This is a genomic window from Crassaminicella profunda (assembly GCF_019884785.1).
Taxonomy (GTDB): domain Bacteria; phylum Bacillota; class Clostridia; order Peptostreptococcales; family Thermotaleaceae; genus Crassaminicella; species Crassaminicella profunda.
The window spans coordinates 35,946-53,961 of the sequence record NZ_CP082326.1; the positions used below are offsets into that span (position 1 = coordinate 35,946).

General features: G+C 31.7%; 14 protein-coding genes. All 14 read left to right on the top strand.

The genetic code is table 11. The features are described 5' to 3' along the window. Positions 1 to 256: 256 nt before the first annotated feature. The 14 genes from K7H06_RS00110 (at position 257) to rpmE (ending at position 17,898) form a co-directional block, all read left to right on the top strand. The gene (locus K7H06_RS00110; protein WP_223037995.1) at positions 257 to 2,533 is read left to right on the top strand and encodes a stalk domain-containing protein; all 2,277 of its coding nucleotides are present in this window, start codon (positions 257 to 259) and stop codon (positions 2,531 to 2,533) included. Positions 2,534 to 2,674: 141 nt separating this feature from the next. After that, complete coding sequence (locus K7H06_RS00115; protein ID WP_223037996.1) at positions 2,675 to 3,388, top strand: stalk domain-containing protein; 714 nt, start codon at positions 2,675 to 2,677, stop codon at positions 3,386 to 3,388. Positions 3,389 to 3,570: 182 nt separating this feature from the next. Further along, on the top strand, positions 3,571 to 5,673 hold the full coding sequence (locus tag K7H06_RS00120) for an S-layer homology domain-containing protein (RefSeq protein ID WP_223037997.1): 2,103 nt from the start codon (positions 3,571 to 3,573) through the stop codon (positions 5,671 to 5,673). A 183-nt stretch (positions 5,674 to 5,856) separates the two neighbouring features. After that, positions 5,857 to 6,543: an NPCBM/NEW2 domain-containing protein gene (locus K7H06_RS00125; protein ID WP_223037998.1), complete on the top strand. Its 687-nt coding sequence runs from the start codon at positions 5,857 to 5,859 to the stop codon at positions 6,541 to 6,543. 43 nt (positions 6,544 to 6,586) lie between these two features. Further along, positions 6,587 to 8,170: a stalk domain-containing protein gene (locus K7H06_RS00130; RefSeq protein WP_223037999.1), complete on the top strand. Its 1,584-nt coding sequence runs from the start codon at positions 6,587 to 6,589 to the stop codon at positions 8,168 to 8,170. Between the two features lie 257 nt (positions 8,171 to 8,427). Beyond that, positions 8,428 to 9,966, top strand: a complete 1,539-nt coding sequence (locus tag K7H06_RS00135; protein WP_223038000.1) for a stalk domain-containing protein — start codon at positions 8,428 to 8,430, stop codon at positions 9,964 to 9,966. A gap of 299 nt (positions 9,967 to 10,265) precedes the next feature. Further along, complete coding sequence (locus K7H06_RS00140; protein WP_223038001.1) at positions 10,266 to 11,375, top strand: copper amine oxidase N-terminal domain-containing protein; 1,110 nt, start codon at positions 10,266 to 10,268, stop codon at positions 11,373 to 11,375. Between the two features lie 218 nt (positions 11,376 to 11,593). Beyond that, positions 11,594 to 11,974 carry a 3-aminobutyryl-CoA ammonia lyase gene (kal, locus tag K7H06_RS00145; protein WP_223039884.1) on the top strand — a complete coding sequence of 127 codons (381 nt, stop codon included), beginning with the start codon at positions 11,594 to 11,596 and terminating at the stop codon, positions 11,972 to 11,974. 49 nt (positions 11,975 to 12,023) lie between these two features. Next, on the top strand, positions 12,024 to 12,872 hold the full coding sequence (kce, locus tag K7H06_RS00150) for a 3-keto-5-aminohexanoate cleavage enzyme (protein WP_223038002.1): 849 nt from the start codon (positions 12,024 to 12,026) through the stop codon (positions 12,870 to 12,872). A 232-nt stretch (positions 12,873 to 13,104) separates the two neighbouring features. Next, entirely contained in the window at positions 13,105 to 13,743 is a 639-nt protein-coding gene (fsa, locus tag K7H06_RS00155) for a fructose-6-phosphate aldolase (RefSeq protein WP_223038003.1), read from the top strand. Between the two features lie 298 nt (positions 13,744 to 14,041). After that, positions 14,042 to 15,037, top strand: a complete 996-nt coding sequence (glpX, locus tag K7H06_RS00160) for a class II fructose-bisphosphatase (RefSeq protein ID WP_223038004.1) — start codon at positions 14,042 to 14,044, stop codon at positions 15,035 to 15,037. A gap of 10 nt (positions 15,038 to 15,047) precedes the next feature. Further along, entirely contained in the window at positions 15,048 to 16,019 is a 972-nt protein-coding gene (gene glpX / locus K7H06_RS00165) for a class II fructose-bisphosphatase (protein WP_343216837.1), read from the top strand. A gap of 217 nt (positions 16,020 to 16,236) precedes the next feature. Next, complete coding sequence (gene rho, locus K7H06_RS00170; RefSeq protein ID WP_343216801.1) at positions 16,237 to 17,586, top strand: transcription termination factor Rho; 1,350 nt, start codon at positions 16,237 to 16,239, stop codon at positions 17,584 to 17,586. A gap of 111 nt (positions 17,587 to 17,697) precedes the next feature. After that, positions 17,698 to 17,898, top strand: a complete 201-nt coding sequence (gene rpmE, locus K7H06_RS00175) for a 50S ribosomal protein L31 (RefSeq protein ID WP_223038007.1) — start codon at positions 17,698 to 17,700, stop codon at positions 17,896 to 17,898. Positions 17,899 to 18,016: the final 118 nt, after the last annotated feature.

Below are 18,016 nucleotides of genomic sequence, written 5' to 3' on the forward strand. Positions count from 1 at the left end.
TTTAGGATAAGTGTTAGTAAATTATTCCTATATAAGAAATAATTAAATATATATGAAAAATACATATTTGTTACACTTATATTACAGAAAACTAGAATATGTTGACTGTATAAGAAAACATTGGTATAATCAGTAATGTATTCTGGGTGGTTATCCTTTGAAATCCCATTAGTGAATAGTGTGATTTCAAAGGGTAATGACAAAAGTCAAAGATCCTTAAAATCAAAAAAACAATATTAAAAGGAGGAACTTTATAATGAAGAAAAGAATTTCTTTATTATTGGTACTAGCAATGGTATTAACATTAGTACCAATGAGTGCTTTTGCAGCATCAAGCAATGGTGTTGTAGCTGTACAAAAAGTATCAGATACAAAAGTATTTAAAAAATCTGATGCACCAGAATTAAGAATTGAAGAAGAAAATGCAAATGAATTTAAAGATGGAAGATCATTCACATTAACAGTTAGCAATGCTGACTGGGAATCTAGCGTAAGTCAAGTTGTTTATGCACAAGATGGAGATGGTAGAGAGCTTTCTGGAGTTACAAAAGGAACAGACTGGCCATACTTCGAAATGAAAAAACGTTCTGATAAAGAAGTAGAAGTAACATTCAACAGATTCGGGTTTAATGATAAGAAATTATCTGTTAAACTTCCAATGATCGTAGATGTTGATACAAACGGAGCAGTAGAAGTTGAAATCGATGGAGAAAGCTCTGGAGTAAGCAATGGTAAATATACAATTGCTAATGCTGCAGATGGAGATACTATCACAACAATCAACGATACTACAGATATCATTGATGAAGGTGCAGTAATCGAAACAATTAAAATCGAAGAAACAAGCATTGGTGCTATGGCTGATGATGAAGAACAAACAATCGAATTAAGATTACCTTCTGATTTTAAATGGGAAATCCCAAGTGATGCAAAAGTTACATTAAGCGGTGGATTTACTGGTACTCTTACATCAAAGATGACAGTAAGATCAAGTGCTGATAACTACTTAGATATTACAGTAGCAGCTAACAAACTTGATTCTAGCGAAGAAAGAGGTAAAATCTACATCGAAGGATTAAGAGTGATTCCTGAAAGTGATGCAGATTTTGGTGAAGTAAAAGTAAAAGTTAGTGGTGATAACGTATCTACGGAAACAATCGTAATTGGTGAATACCAAGATTATGGTTTAAAAATCGAAGCAGATAAAGATGACGATATGGTTGAACTAATCGCTGGTAGATTTGTAAACACTACTAAAGATAAAAATGATAAGTATACTGCTGAAAATGCTACTACTGGTAATGACTATGACAGTGATGACCATGAGTTAGTAACATTACAATTAGAAGAAAATGCATCAGGTGCATGGTTAACTCAAAGAAAAACAAGAATTGAATTCCCAGAATGGGTAAAAATTATCGATATTACTGTAGACAAAGCTGAAGGATTCAAAAGTGGAATCACTAAATCTACATTAAGAGATAATTTATTAAAAAATATTGATGATGAAGACTTTAACTTTGTAGAATTCAGCGGAGATAACTTTAAGTTATCAGGAGATAAAAAAGCTGAATTAGATTTAACATTTGAAGTTTCTATCAAAGCGGATGCAACAGGAGATATCGTTGCAAAAGTATCAGGTAGAGCAGTTCCAAAAGAAGGCGAAGTAGTTTTAGGTAAAGCATTAGCACCTGTTACAGTGAAAACTGAACCAGTAGATGTTAAGCTTGGATACCAAGACCAAAAGTTAGGAACAATCGTTCTTACAGAAACAAAAGCAGAAGCTTTAAAAGATGGTAAAACAGTTGTAGTTGAATTAGCAGAAGACTTTGACTGGGATGATGATCCAACAGTAGAAGTAACAAAAGGTGACTTAGAAATCGATAAAGATTCAGTTGAAACTGATGATAGAGAATTATCTTTCAAAATTGAAGGTGAAAGTTCTGAAGCATCAGAAATCACTATTAAGGGTGGAACAGTAGACCTTAAGAGATATCTTCCAGAAGGAGACTTCAAAGTAGATATTCAAGGGGATGCAATTGCAGCTAATGATAGTGGAGATGACGATAATCCATACGGATTTGATAAAAACAAATGTGCATCTGAAGTGTTTGCAAGAGTAATTACTCCTGCTGATACAAACACTAAATCTGGTGTAGAAGTAAAAATGCAAGTTGGAAACAGTGAAATCCAAGTTGGAGAAGAGGTAGTAACAGTTGATGCTGCTCCATATATTGATGCAAATGGTAGAACAATGCTTCCATTAAGAGCTTTATTAAATGCTCTAGGAGTAGAAGATCAAAACATTATGTGGAACCAAGCAGATACTTCTGCAACTGTATTTAAAGGTGATAGAGTAATCAAAGTAAAAGTTGGAGAAGCAAAATACACTGTAAATGGTGTAGAAGTTCCTATGGATACTGTAGCTGTAAACAAAGATGGAAGAGTAATGCTTCCAGTAAGAGCTATGGCTAACGCTACAGGAGCACAAGTTGAGTGGGACGGAGCTACAAAAACAGTAACTATTAAGTAATAATATTCAAAAGATAAAGAGCCTTTCATATGAAGGGCTCTTTGTTTTTATACACCTTTATGAAAAAAATTGAAAGATTTATATATGAATGATATAATAAATATGAATTTAATAAAAAATTATTTTATGAGGAGGGATTATTTGAGTAACTTATTACATAAATATAAACATTTTATAGCAGGGGTTATCATTGGAGGAATACTGGGAGTGGGAACTCTTTGTTATGCAGCTACAGCTGGGCCTATTAATGTTTGGATTGAAGAAAATATATCCTTTGAATTTAATGGAGAAAAAAAAGAATTGCCTAAAGCTGATAAAGTCCTTTTATATGAAAATAAAGTATATCTACCAGCATGGTTTATTGTAGAGAATTTAGGAGCAACTCTTGAATGGGATAAAAATAGTAAAACTATACAAATTCAAAGTAAAAAGAAAACTGAACATGAAGAGCAGATGGCACAAGTCCCTAATGATGATTATCAAACACTGCCATTGAAAAAACTAGTAGATGATGTATTGATTACAGTGAACGATATATCCATAGATGCAAATGAAACAAGAATATATTTAAAAGTAAAGAATATAGGAGAAAAAAATATAGTAATAGAACAAGGAAAAACAAAAATAATAGTTAATAATACAATATATGACCAAAAAGATATAGTAAATAAAGTACTACATGCATTTGACCAAGTATGGTTCAATGATATTAAGGAAGATGATGAAATAGAAGGAAGTATAAAATTACCTGCAATCAAAAAAGATGCAAAGAATGCTACACTTATTCTCAAAATGCTACAAAATGATGGAAGTGGAAAAGAAACGGATATAAAATTCAACATTAAATTAAAATAATATGTATTGTGTATAAAGACCAGCCAAGTCAAATAGGTTGGTTGTTTTTTTTTTTTGAGACTATATTACTATTTCATTACATTTATCAAAAATAAAAGGATTTTTAGTCAATATATAGAATACTTAAAAATAGAATGCGAAAATCCATGAAAGTTATAGATAAAAGGAGGAAATAAATCACAATGAATAGGAAAATAAGTTGTTTAATTGTTGCGTTAATGATTATATTGAGTACAATTAACAGTTTTGCAGCAGTAACATTTTCAGATGTTCCTAGTAATCACTGGGCAAAACCATTTATAACAAAGATGGCAGATAAAAAAATCATCAGTGGATATTTTGATGATAAAACATTAAAGGTTACTTTCAAACCAGATAAGAATGTAACTTATATAGAAGCTATGCAAATGATTTATAATACTTTAAAGGGAGCAAATAAGCTAAGACCTACTAGTGGCTTAGCTAATAAATATTATGCAACATTGACAGCGAATAAGATTCCAACTTGGGCCCACGAGGCAATAGCTTATGGACTTGAGTATAATATTTTGCATCCAGACGAATTAAAGATATTCGTTAAAAACGGTAATGCTACATATGCTAAAAAGGTGGATGTATCAGTATTCATAGGAAAAGCGTTAAACATGAAGCTTGAGGCAATTCCAGTATTGAACTTTGTAGATGCAGAAACAATAAAAACAGCAGCACTTCCTTATGTAGATTTACTAGAAAAAAACAAGATTGTAAAAGGAGATGCAGTCAATAAATTTAATCCAAATAGTATTATTAATAGAGCTGTTATGGCAACCATGTGTTCTAATACTTATGACTTATTAATAAAACAATCATCTACTGTAATTCCATCTAATCCTATAGTATCTACTACTTTAGAAGGAACCATAGATTATGTGTCTACAGATACAAAAATGATTGTGATTAAAGATACAAAAGGAGATACAAAAGCATATACGCTAAAATCTGTATATATTAAGAAAAATGGACAGTATATAGAAATGAGTGCTTTAAATAAAGGAGACTATGTAAAATTAACGTTTAATAGCAAAGGAGAAGTACAAGGAGTAGAAGTGAATAAAACGAATACATCATCTGGTGGAACAGATTCAGTAAATAGTGATGAAAGAATCATAGATTATATTTCAGAAAAGACGAATATGATAGTAGTAAAGGATGGAAATGGTGCTACACAGGTATATAATTTAAATGGTGTAAATATCAGAGAAAATGGCAAATCAAAAGACGTTGACGATTTACAAAAAGGTGATGGGGTAAAATTACATTTTAATGATAAAAATGAACTTGCATGGATAGAAATAAGTACTTCTACTACAACGTGGATAGGGAAAATTATGAGTATTACAGACTATGATGATTATTATCTTATGACTATTCGCAATAAGGATAATTTAATTCTAAAAAAAGATTTAAAAATTTATGATAATACAGAAATAGAATATAATAAAAAAAGTGTTACGGCAAAAAGGCTTACAGAAGGAGAAGAGGTTCAAGTAAAATTCATTGGTAATAGGGCGATAAAGGTTTATTTACTAGGAGAAGAAAAAGTATATGATGGAATACTAGAATCTTCTGTTATTTTTAGAGAACATCCAATATTAAAAATTGCAACAAATAATAATGAAGTATTAGAATTTGAAATTGATGAAGATGTAAAAATATATAGAGATCGACATAGAAGCGGGTTAGATGATTTAAGAAAAGGAGATCTAGCTACGATAACGGTGGAGTATGATAAGATAGTGAATATTGTAGCAGCTAGTAGAGAAGAAAAAACAAAGGATGAAGGAGCTATTAAGCAAATTATTATAGGAGATCCAACTCAAATAACTATTGAGACAGAAGATAAAAAGACGCATACTTATGATGTAGACGACGATGTTGATATAGAAATTAATGATGATGGAGATAAAAAGCTTAGTGATTTAAAAATCAATTATCAAGTAGAATTAAAAATCAAAGATAATGTAGTAAAAGATATTGTAGCAGAAGGATATGCAGATATGAATACCATTAGTGGTGAAATTACAAAAATATATTCTGATATTGATTACTTTGTTGTTAAATATTATGATAAAGATAAAGAGGAATATGTTACTAGAACTGTTGCCAAGGGATCGAATACAAAAGTTTATTCTACTTCCCAGGAGAAAATTGCATTTGGACATCTAAGAAAAAATGATAGAGTTTTTATATCTGGAAATTACAATGAGGACATTTTTGTTGCCAATAAGATTATTCAGATAGATTAAACTAAACAGCACGATGTAAAGATAAAAACAATTACATCGTGCTTTGTTAATTCAAGATTGTAGTGTCAAATAATAATGATAATAGAATAGCCCTTTGAAGTACTATAAAAATTTAGCTATAATATATTATTAAAAAGAGTATCTAAAATGGTGTGTGAAATTTTATGAAAGGATGTGTTTTCTATGAAAAAAATAATGATAGGTTTAGTATTAGGATTATTACTTTCCTTTTCTTTTGCTAATGCAGATACGTTGATAAAAAATAGTTCTACAAATTGTAATTATGTCGGTGAAAATTTAGGAGAAAAAGTTATTTGGGATGGAAGAAGCGGTATAGTACATATTGGAGAAGTCCCTCAGACTCAAATTGTATCTTTTGAGAAGGGGAAGTGCTTAACAGATAGAAAAATTGACTTTTATAATAATATCCATCTTTACAGGATCAATAATAGCACAAGTGAATCATTAAATATGGATAAAGATGCTAGATTTGATTATACAAAGGATTTTATCATGTCAGTAATGGTAGACCCTATTACGGAAAAAATAGAGAAGTTCAATAATGGGATGTGTATCAAAGCATATGATAACTGGTCAAGATTAGTATATAACATAGATGGGAAATATAAGAAATTAACAGGGCTGATAGGATTTGATTATAATTTAAATAAAGAAATAAATGAAAACTATATGATGAAAATCATTGTAGATGGAGATATAAAGCAGGAGATAGAACTTAAAAAAAGCAAATACCCTCAGCATATAGATATAGATGTTACAAATGGGAAGAAATTAGAAATTGAATTTGAAAGGCCAAAAGGTAATAAGCATGAACCTTTTATTGATTTAGTGGATATGATATTAGAGTAAAAAGCAGAATATATTTGTAGCATACAGAAAGGAAGTAATAAACATGTACAAAATATCAAAAAAAATAGCTTGCACATTAGCTATGGCTGCAATGCTTTCATGCAATACTGTAATGGCAATGGAAACTATCAAACTTCCTGTTGAAATGAAGCATTCGTTAACAGAAGATGTACAATTTGTTATTGGAGATGGAAATTATAAAGTTGGTAATATTGTAAAATCAATACCTGTACCTTCTTACATAAAAGATAAAAGTCCTATGCTTCCATTAGATTTAATTATAGAGATGATGGGCATTAGTAAAGATCGTATTGATTGGAAACCTGAAACAAAAACGGTTACAATTTTTAAAGATAATCAGATTATCCAAATGACAATAGGGAAAAATACTTTAATCATTGATGGAAATAAGATGCTTATGGATACAGCTTTAGAAATAAAAGACGGAAACACGATGATTCCAATAGATTTTATAGAAAAAGTTTTCGATAAAAAAGTAAGCTTTAATAGTATTACAAATAAAATTACGATTCCTGTGAAAAAAAAGATGAAACCAGAAGAAAATTCGAATACATGGGACTATACTTATGAAATGATGCTCAAAAAAGCGTTGGACAGTAGCAAAGATTTAAAATCTGCAGAGATGAATGTAGAGCGTACTGATAGCATAAAAGATGATGCCAAGGATGATACAGAATATATACCAACAAGATATGGAAGTGATGTAAGATACCTTAAAGGGAATGTTGCATATTTGAAATATGAAAAGGATAACTTTGAATATGAACTGGCAAAGAAGAAAGTGGATATGATTAAAGATAAGATTGCTTATGATGTAAAAAATGCTTACTATGAAGTGTTAAAAGATGAAGATAATAAAAAACTAGCAAAGCTAGCAATGGATTTAACACAAGAAAAAGCACATCTTATAGACTTAAGCCATAGGGAAGGCTTTGCCAGTGATATTGAAAATAATCAAGCAAAAAGAGATTATGAAGAAGCAAAAAAACAATATGATTTAGCAGTGAAAGAACTAGATAAGGCTTATGAAAAGTTAAATGATTTAGTAAGATTAGATACAAAAGAGAGATACACTCTAAAAGATGAAGTAATCTTTGATGCTAATGTTGAAGAAGATGTAGATTATCATATTGCAAGAGTAATAGACAAGAGTCCAGAAATATGGGCGTTAAATGAAATTGTTGATTTAAAGGATTTAAATGTTGATCTTTATGTATTTAACTTGCCAGTAGACTATAAATGGAGCTTTGATATGGATCCTTATGAAGCAAAAGAAATTGATGCAAAAATGGCAACGGTAGAATTAGGAAAGGTAAAACAGCAGTATGAACAAGGTTTAAGAGAATTATATACTTCATTAAATCAACTGAAGGATCAGTATGAAAAGTATAAGATTACATATGAGAAGGCAAAAGATGATTTAAAGATGGCAAAGGTAAACGTAGCAGTTGGTAATGAACTGCCAATTACAGAGAAAAAAGCAGTTCTTCAGCTAGAAAATAGTAAAAAGCAATTACGTGAAACCATAATGTATTATAACAAATGGGCTATGATGTATAATAAACCTTGGATCAAATCTGTGTCAAAAGAAGAGAAGGAAAATTAAAGAATGCAAAAAAGATAAAGGGAGAAAATCTTCTTTTATCTTTTTTATTTATGTATAGATTATTTTTGTTTTTATCACCATTTCATCATAATTAACAATTATAATATAATGAAAGAGTTGTAGTTTATATTTTCAAACAATCAAATATTAACAAATTCTTAAGAATTTGGATACTCGTTGAACCTATAAAATATGAGTGCTATAATGAATAAAAGAAGATATAATTTTCATACGAATATATAGAGAGGAAGTTGTACATGAATAAAAGAGTAAGAAAAATGGCTTGTGTTATTTCAATAACGGTAGCTTTATCATGGAATACAGTAGCAGCACAGGAAATGATTAACCTTCCGGTGGAGATTTCACAAAGTCAAACAGCTGAGATTCAATTAACTATTGGAGAAGCAAATTATAAAGTAGATAATAATGTAAAAACTTTAAAAGTAGCATCCTACATAAAAGGAGAGGCACCACTTATACCATTAGATTTTATAGCAGAGATTACAGGTATTAATAGTAATGATATGGAATGGAATGATAAAAATGATACGGTAACGATTTTTAAGGATAATCGTATTATTCAATTAACTACAAAAGATTCAAATCTAATAGTAGATGGTGCTAAATTTGATTTAGGTGTAGTGCCAGAAGTAAAAGACGGTACTATGATGGTACCATATCATGTTATTGAAAAGATTTCAGATATAAAGGCTAAATGGAATAGCGTTACAAAAACTATTAAAATTTCTGTAAAAAAACAATCAAAAGAAGAAGTTGCTTCAGGTGATTATACTTATGAATCGTTATTAACTAAAGCATTAAAAAATAGCGATGATTTACAAAAAGCAGAATTGATGGTTACACGTGCAGATTATGTAAAAGATGATGCGAATGATGCTATAGATTATACACCAGCAGGAACTAGAAATGGTGCTGCTGATGCAAAGGCAGATGGTATATATACAGCATATAAAAGTTCTGAAATAGGTTTTGAAAAGGCAAAGAAAAATGTAAAGACATTAAGAGAGACAATCGCCTATCAAGTAAAGAATGGTTATTATGATGTTCTCAAAAAAGAAGATAATAAAAAAGTGGCAAAGCTACAATTAGAAATAAAAAATGAAAATAAAGAGCAATCACAGTTAAAATATGAACTTGGAGTTGTCAGCGAACTACAAAACAAACAAGCTAAAAGAGATTGTGAGGATGCTAAAAAAGCATATGATTTATCAGTAAAAGAATTAGAAAAAAGCTATGAAACATTAAATCATGTAGTAGGATTTGATTTAAAGGAGAGATATACATTAAAGGATGAAATTTCTTTTGAAAAGATTAAGGATGAAGATGTAGATTCTCATATTTTAGGAGTGATGAATGAAAGTCCTGAAATATGGGGAGTAGAAAAGGATAAAGAATTAGCTGACTTAGGTGTGAAATTTTATACTTTTAATGCTGGTAATATACCTTATGAAGCGAAAAAAATAGATGCAAAAGCAGCAACGATGAATATCAATAGCAAAAAAGAAGCATATGAAAAGAATTTAAGAGCTAGCTATAATTCATTAAAGCAACTAGAAGATCAGTACGAAAAAGATTTAATTGCATATGAAAAAGCAAAAGACGATTTAGAGACAGCAAAGCTACAATTAGAAATAGGAAATATTGCACCAATACAGCTGAAAAGTGCAAATCTTCAATTAGAGGTTTCTAAAAAACAATTAAGAGAAAGAACTATGAGCTATAATATGCTGGCTGTACAATATAATAAGCCTTGGGTGGTATCTGCATTTATATAAGTAACTATAATAAATTGTATTAAAAATAAACATATAAAACTCAACTAAAATTAAAACGTTAGTTGGGTTTTATTAATATTAAAAAAAGATGCTTAAAAGGTGAATTTAAGCAAAGAAGACACTGATGAAGTAATATATGTATGGTTTTATTAAATACTATCTAAATAGAAAAAGGGGTTAAGAGTAGTGTGAATGATTTTTATGGACAATAATTAAAACGAAATATTCATAAAATATAAAAAATATGGTAAAATAACACAAAGAACATATATTAAATGATTGTGAAAGGGAGATGAAAAATGAAAAACAGGGTATTGTTATGTGTTGTTTGTATTTTAATTGTAATGATGGGTATACCAACCTATGCGTCTGAGACACCCATTAAAGTTGTTGTAAATGATGAAACATTGAAGTTTGATGTAGATCCTCAAACGGTTGAAGGAAGAACATTAGTACCATTCAGAGGGATTTTTGAAGCTTTAGGCGCGGATATTGACTGGGATGCAACCGATAAAGTTGCTATTGGAAAAACAGCAAGTACAATAATAAAACTTCCTATAGGAAAAAACTGGGCCACTGTAAATTCAAAACAAGTTAAGTTAGATGTACCTGCAACGATTATTCAAGGAAGAACTTTTGTACCTGTTAGATTTATTGCTGAAAGCTTAGGAGCAACAGTTGGATGGGATAGTCAAACCAAAACGGTAAAGATTGATAAAAATAGTGACAAAGAACATGTTAAAGATTATTCTATATGTATAGCTGGTGGCAATGGCTTTTATACTGGAGAAATGGAAGAACAAAGAGCACATGGTAACGGGATTATGGAATTTTCAGGGGCAAATTCTATGAGAGTGGTAAAATATGAAGGAGAATTCAGAAATAATAAATTTGTTGGGAAAGGTACTCTTGAATATGTAAATGGAGATAAATATCAAGGAGAATTTGTAGATAATAAAAGAAATGGTAAAGGTACATTTACGTGGGATAATGGCGATGAGTATGTTGGTGTTTGGAAAGATGATTTAAGAAGTGGTCAAGGAACAAAAGCATGGGACAATGGAGACAAATATGTTGGTTCTTGGGACAATGATAAGGCCAATGGAGAAGGTACAAAAACATGGGCGAATGGAGATAAGTATGTTGGTACTTGGAAAGATGATTTAAGAAGTAATCAAGGAACAATGACATGGGCAAATGGAGATCAGTATGTTGGTGAGTGGAAAGAGGATCAACTTGATGGAAAAGGAACATTGACTTTAGCTAATGGAGAGAAATTTGAAGGTAAATGGAAAAAAGGGTTGAAAGATGGACGAGGTAAGCTTACAGATGTTAATGGAAAAGTAACAAGTGGTATTTGGGAAGAAGATAAATTAACTGTTAACGATGAGGATTGGAAAGCTAATTAGTAATATATAATTAAATATGCAGTATTAAAAGGGGTTATCTTAAATTAATAAGATAGCCCTTTATTATTTTATATAAAAGATTTATATGAATAATACTATTATACATTGTCAAAAAAAGCAATTTAGTGTTATAATGATATGGGCATGATTTATCTTTTATGACTTTCAATATCTTTATAAAAAAACAAAAGATATTAGGAGGAATAAAAATGGAAACAATTAAAACTATGTTAAGATTAAGAATGAGTGCAAAGGATGCACATTACGGTGGAGAATTAGTTGATGGAGCACATATGGTACATTTATTTGGAGACCTTGCTACAGAATTACTAATTATGCGTGATGGAGACGAAGGTCTTTTTGCTGGATACGAAGAAATCAAATTCTTAGCACCAGTTTATGCAGGAGACTACATTGAAGTAGTTGGAGAAATCATCAAAGAAGGAAACAGTTCAAGAAAAATGAAGTTTGAAGCAAGAAAAGTTGTTGTTTCAAGAAAAGACATTAGTGCATCAGCTGCTGACGTATTAGAAGAGCCAATCGTTGTTTGTACAGCAATCGGAACTTGTGTGACACCAAAAGACTGCCAAAGAAAATAATTAAAGAAAATATTATTTTTTAAATGAAAAGTTAAGGGGGAGCACAAGAATGGAAAAATTAATTATAACAGCTGCTATATGCGGAGCGGAAGTTACAAAAGAACATAATCCAAATGTTCCATATACTGTAGAAGAAATTGCTAGAGAAGCAGAATCTGCTTACAAAGCAGGAGCTAGTATTATTCACCTTCATGTACGTGAAGATGATGGTACACCAACTCAAGATAAAGCTAGATTTAAAGCATGCATTGATGCAATAAGAAAGCTTTGTCCAGATGCAATCATCCAACCTTCAACAGGTGGAGCAGTAGGTATGACAGATTTAGAAAGACTTCAATCTACAGAAGTTGAAGAGCCAGAATTAGGACTTAAACATCCAGAAATGGCAACTCTTGACTGTGGTACTTGTAATTTTGGTGGAGATGAAGTATTTGTAAATACAGATAATACAATCAAAAACTTTGGTAAAATCATGATTGAAAGAAATGTAAAACCTGAAATCGAAGTATTTGACAAAGGTATGGTTGATATTGCCATCAAAATGCACAAAAAAGGATACATCAAAGCACCAATGCACTTTGATTTTGTATTAGGTGTTCAAATGACTGCTACAGCTAGAGACTTAGCATTCATGGTAGATAGTATTCCAGCTGGTTCTACATGGACAGTAGCAGGTATTGGTAGAAGCCAATTCCAAATGGCAGCTATAGCTATTGCTATGGGTGGACATGTAAGAGTAGGTTTCGAAGATAATGTTTACATCAAAAAAGGTGTTCCAGCAGATAGCAATGGACAATTTGTTGAAAAAGTTGTTCGTATTGCAAAAGAGGTAGGAAGAGAAATCGCAACTCCTGCTGAAGCAAGAGAAATCTTAGGATTAAAACCATTAAATAAATAAGTGGATAAAAGAACCTCAATAGAGGTTCTTTTTGCTTTTAACATAAAAAACTTTTGTATATAATATAGATAGATACAAAGAATCAAAATTTTCATTTTATAAAATTAAAGATGATATAATATAGTAAAATCTTAAGGGGTAAAGATTATATTTTATTAAAATATAAATGTTACAATATTACAATAAGAATATAAGCATTTATTAGATTACCAAAAATAGAGGAGGAACAAAAATGAAATTATTCATCGATACTGCAAATGTGGAAGAAATAAGAGAAATAAGCCAATGGGGAGTATTATCAGGGGTGACAACCAATCCAAGCTTGATTGCAAAGGAAGGACGTGATTTTGAAGCCGTCCTAAAAGAAATCGTAATGTTAGTGGATGGTCCTATCAGTGCAGAAGTGATGGGAGAGACAGCTCCTGAAATGATGAAAGAAGGAGAAGCTTTAGCAAAGTTACATAAAAACATTGTGATCAAAATTCCTATGACGTCAGAAGGACTAAAGGCAGTAAAAGGGTTATCAGAGAAAAATATTAAAACCAATGTGACTTTGGTATTTTCTGCAAATCAAGCACTTTTAGCAGCCCGAGCGGGAGCAAGCTTTGTGAGTCCTTTTGTAGGAAGAATGGACGATATCGGAAATCCTGGGATGGATTTAATCAGTGATATTGTAAATATTTTTGAACTTCATGGGATCAATACAGAAATTATTGCAGCTAGTATTCGCCATACAGCCCATGTGATGGAATCAGCACAAAACGGAGCACATATTGGGACGATTCCTTATAAAGTATTTAAGAATATGCTAAATCATCCACTAACAGATAAAGGAATAGAGAGATTTAAAGCAGATTGGAACAATCGATAGGGGAAAAAGTATGTTATAATCATACCAGTATGTTATAATAGTTTTGCATGGAATGGTTATTTAAGCTGATTATAAATAACTATTTCATGTAGGATTACTATAAATGCTGGATATAGATATACAACTTTTATAGATTTCTTAGTTATAAATTAATTTTCGGTTATGTTTATCTATATAGGAGTTAGAAGTTATCGTTAAATAAAATTTCTTTTTTAAGTTGTTTATCTATGGCAGCATTTAAGATATACTATAAGTATTTGTGGATTGTAACAGATATATTTTTACTGGAGGTAGGAAGATGGATAGAAATTTAGCTTTAGAACTTGTAAGAGTGACAGAAACAGCTGCACTTGCGTGTGGAAGATATATGGGCAGAGGAGAAAAGGATATTGCAGATCAAGCAGCAGTAGATGGCATGAGAAAGGCTTTTTCAGATGTAGCAATAAAAGGAACGGTTGTTATTGGAGAAGGAGAGCTTGATGAAGCACCTATGCTTTATATTGGAGAAAAGGTAGGGACATGCAGAGAGAATGATATGGAAGTAGACATTGCAGTAGATCCCCTTGAAGGAACAAATTTGATTGCAAAAGGGCTTCCAAATGCTATTGCTGTTTTAGCCATGGCACCTAAAGGAACATTGTTAAATGCACCTGATACATATATGAGAAAAATTGCTGTAGGACCAAAGGCAAAGGGGTGTATTGATTTAGAAGCTTCTGTTGAACAAAATTTAAAGGCAGTTGCAAAGGCCCTTAATAAAGATATCAATGATCTAACTTTGATTATTCAAGATAGAGAAAGACATGAAGACATCATTAAGGAAGCTAGAAAAGTAGGTTGTCGTATTAAACTATTTAGTGATGGAGATGTGGCTACAGCTATTGCTACGTGTTTTGAAGATACAGGAATAGATATATTTATGGGAATTGGTGGAGCACCAGAAGGTGTGATTGCAGCTGCTGCCATTAAATGTATGGGAGGAGAAATGCAAGGAAAGATCATTCCCCTTTATGAGGAAGATGCAATGCGATGTGAAGAATTAGGATGGACAGAAGAAAAAAGAGAAAAATTATTGACTTTAGATGATTTAGTAAATACAGATGATGTATTGTTTGTAGCTACGGGTGCTACTGATGGAGAGCTATTAAAAGGGGTAACTTATTTAGAAAATAATAGAGCAAAGACTCAATCAGTTGTTATGCGTTCTAAAACAGGAACGATTAGATTTGTTGATGCTATTCATAAACTAGATAAGAATGATGCATTGATAGAGACATTAGCTAAACATAAATAAGGGGGATTTAATAATGGATAGAAATTTAGCCATAAATTTAGCGAGAGTTACGGAGGCTGCTGCATTAGGAGCGGCAAAATACATGGGTAGAGGCGATAAAAATATCGCTGATCAGGCAGCTGTTGATGGTATGAGAAATATGCTTGATACTTTAAACATAGACGGCGTTGTGGTAATCGGTGAAGGAGAAATGGATGAAGCTCCAATGCTTTATATTGGAGAGCAGATCGGAAAAGCAGAAGATGGATGCATCCAGGTAGATATAGCCGTAGACCCTGTAGATGGAACAAATTGTGTTGCAAAGGGACTTCCAAATGCTGTAGCCGTTGTTGCTGTAGCACCAAAGGGACATTTATTAAATGCGCCTGATATGTATATGGATAAAATAGCAGTAGGACCTAAAGCAAAAGGTGTAATTAATTTAAATGCACCTGTAAAAGAGAATTTGTTAAATGTTGCAAAAGCATTGAATAAAAATATTACAGACCTTACGGTTACTATGTTGGATCGAGAAAGACATGAAGGTATTATTAAGGAATGTAGAGAACTAGGTGCAAGAATTAAGTTATTTCAAGAAGGAGATGTGGCTGCTGCTATTGCTACTTGCTTTGAAGATAGAGGGGTAGATATTATGCTTGGAATCGGTGGAGCACCAGAAGGTGTTATCGCTGCAGCTGCAATAAAATGTTTAGGTGGAGAATTCCAAGGGAAATTAGTTCCTTACGAGGAAGAAGAAAGAGAAAGATGCAAAAAGATGGGCGTAGATTGTGAAAAAGTATTACAGCTAGAGGATTTGGTAAAGGGAAATGAAGTATATTTTGCTTCTACTGGTATATCTGACGGAGACTTGCTAAAAGGTGTTACCTATGCTGAAAACAATATGGCAAGAACGCATTCTGTTGTTATGAGAGCAGAAACAGGAACCATCCGATTTATAGAGACGATTCATAAATTAGATCAAAAACCTGAATATGCAAAATAAATGATTGATTGTTAAGCCTTGACAAGTAAAATCCCACCCTATAAAATGGTAACCATTAATAGGAACTTCTAAAACTTATCTAAAATGTGGCAAGGAACCTTTTACTTTGACAGTAAAGGAGAATTGCCACTTTTATACCCCATTTTCCAGTGTTATAATATAAATAGAGCGAAGAAAAATGTGTGAACCTTGTTTAAATATTAACGGAGGTGTTGATTTGGATTTACAGGAAATAGAAAAAAAGAAGCTAGATGAGCTACGGCAGATGGCCAAGGAGCTTCATATAAAAAATATTAGTAAGTATAAAAAGCATGAGCTTGTGGAAATGATTAAAAAATGTCATGAGGGGAAAAAAGATGAACCCCCAGAAAAAGTGGTAGAAAATAAAAAAATCCCTATGGATCGACAGAGACTTCCAGAAAAAATCAATAATGAAATCGATAATAGTAGAGAAGTTGACACGGTAGAAGGTGTTTTAGAACTAACGGAAGGAACTGGCGGATTTGGATTTTTAAGATTTTACAATTTTCTTACCAGTGAAGAAGATGTGTACGTATCCCCATCTCAAATCAGAAGATTTAATTTAAAGACAGGAGATAAAATTTTAGGGATTACAAGACCTCCCAAAAGTGGTGAAAAATTTAGAGCTCTTCTATATGTACAGAAAGTCAACAATGACAATCCTGAAATTGCTGCAAAGAGACCAAACTTTGATAATCTCACACCTATTTATCCCAATAAAAGAATTACACTTGAATATAATCCTACAGACCTTTCTACAAGACTTATTGACCTGATTGCTCCTATAGGAAAAGGACAAAGAGGTCTTATTGTTGCACCCCCAAAGGCTGGAAAAACCATACTCCTTAAAAAGATTGCAAATAGTATTGCCAAAAAGCATGAAGATATTGAAATTATTGTTTTATTAATCGATGAACGACCTGAGGAAGTTACAGATATGCAAAGGTCTATTCGAGGAGATGTGATTTACTCTACCTTTGATGAACTTCCAAGTCATCATACGAAAGTAGCAGAAATGGTTTTAAATAGAGCTAAAAGACTTGTAGAGCATGGAAAAGATGTGGTTATATTATTAGATAGTATTACAAGGCTGGCTAGGGCTTACAACTTAACCATTCCTTCTACAGGAAGAACTCTTTCAGGAGGACTTGATCCAGGAGCTTTGCATAAACCAAAGAGATTCTTTGGGGCAGCAAGAAATATTGAAGAAGGTGGAAGTCTTACAATCTTAGCTACTGCTTTAGTAGATACAGGAAGTCGTATGGATGATGTAATCTTTGAAGAATTTAAAGGTACAGGAAATATGGAGCTGCATTTAGATCGTAAGCTTTCAGAGAAGAGAATATTCCCTGCTATTAATTTAAATAAATCAGGAACAAGAAGGGAAGAATTATTATTAGGTCAAAAGGAATTAGAAGTTATATGGAATATAAGACGTGCCATGTCTAATAATCCAACACAAGAAGTAACAGAAAAGATTATAGGAAAGCTAACAGCAAGTAAGACAAATTTTGAATTTGTAGAGAAAATGAGAAATAAAATTTAAACAAAAAAAGTTCTTGAACTAAGAATGTCCATATGCTATACTATAATAGTTGAAAATTAAGATAAGATTTTTTTGATATATAGTGAATGATGATAGAAAGAGGTGAATAGCATGAAACAAGGAATCCATCCAGATTACAAAAAAGTAGTTGTAAAATGTGCTTGTGGAAATACATTTGAAACAGGTTCTGTAAAAGACGAAATCAAAGTTGAAGTTTGTTCAGAATGTCATCCATTCTACACTGGTAAGCAAAAATTTGTTGGCCAAGGTGGACGTGTTGAAAAATTCAAGCAAAAATATGGCATGAAATAAAAAAATAAGAAGAATTGATTATTATAGGTTAGGGATGGTATGTCTCTAACCTTTGTTGTATATGTTGAAAATGCAAATACCGAAAGGAAGATCAACTTGGATTTTGAAAAAATATTTA

Bases quoted from the DNA above. Each gene is read 5' to 3' on its own strand.
- K7H06_RS00110 (WP_223037995.1), top strand. From the start codon at position 257: ATGAAGAAAAGAATTTCTTTATTATTGGTACTAGCAATGGTATTAACA.
- K7H06_RS00120 (WP_223037997.1), top strand. From the start codon at position 3,571: ATGAATAGGAAAATAAGTTGTTTAATTGTTGCGTTAATGATTATATTG.
- K7H06_RS00125 (WP_223037998.1), top strand. From the start codon at position 5,857: ATGAAAAAAATAATGATAGGTTTAGTATTAGGATTATTACTTTCCTTT.
- K7H06_RS00130 (WP_223037999.1), top strand. From the start codon at position 6,587: ATGTACAAAATATCAAAAAAAATAGCTTGCACATTAGCTATGGCTGCA.
- K7H06_RS00135 (WP_223038000.1), top strand. From the start codon at position 8,428: ATGAATAAAAGAGTAAGAAAAATGGCTTGTGTTATTTCAATAACGGTA.
- K7H06_RS00140 (WP_223038001.1), top strand. From the start codon at position 10,266: ATGAAAAACAGGGTATTGTTATGTGTTGTTTGTATTTTAATTGTAATG.
- kce (WP_223038002.1), top strand. From the start codon at position 12,024: ATGGAAAAATTAATTATAACAGCTGCTATATGCGGAGCGGAAGTTACA.
- fsa (WP_223038003.1), top strand. From the start codon at position 13,105: ATGAAATTATTCATCGATACTGCAAATGTGGAAGAAATAAGAGAAATA.
- glpX (WP_223038004.1), top strand. From the start codon at position 14,042: ATGGATAGAAATTTAGCTTTAGAACTTGTAAGAGTGACAGAAACAGCT.
- rpmE (WP_223038007.1), top strand. From the start codon at position 17,698: ATGAAACAAGGAATCCATCCAGATTACAAAAAAGTAGTTGTAAAATGT.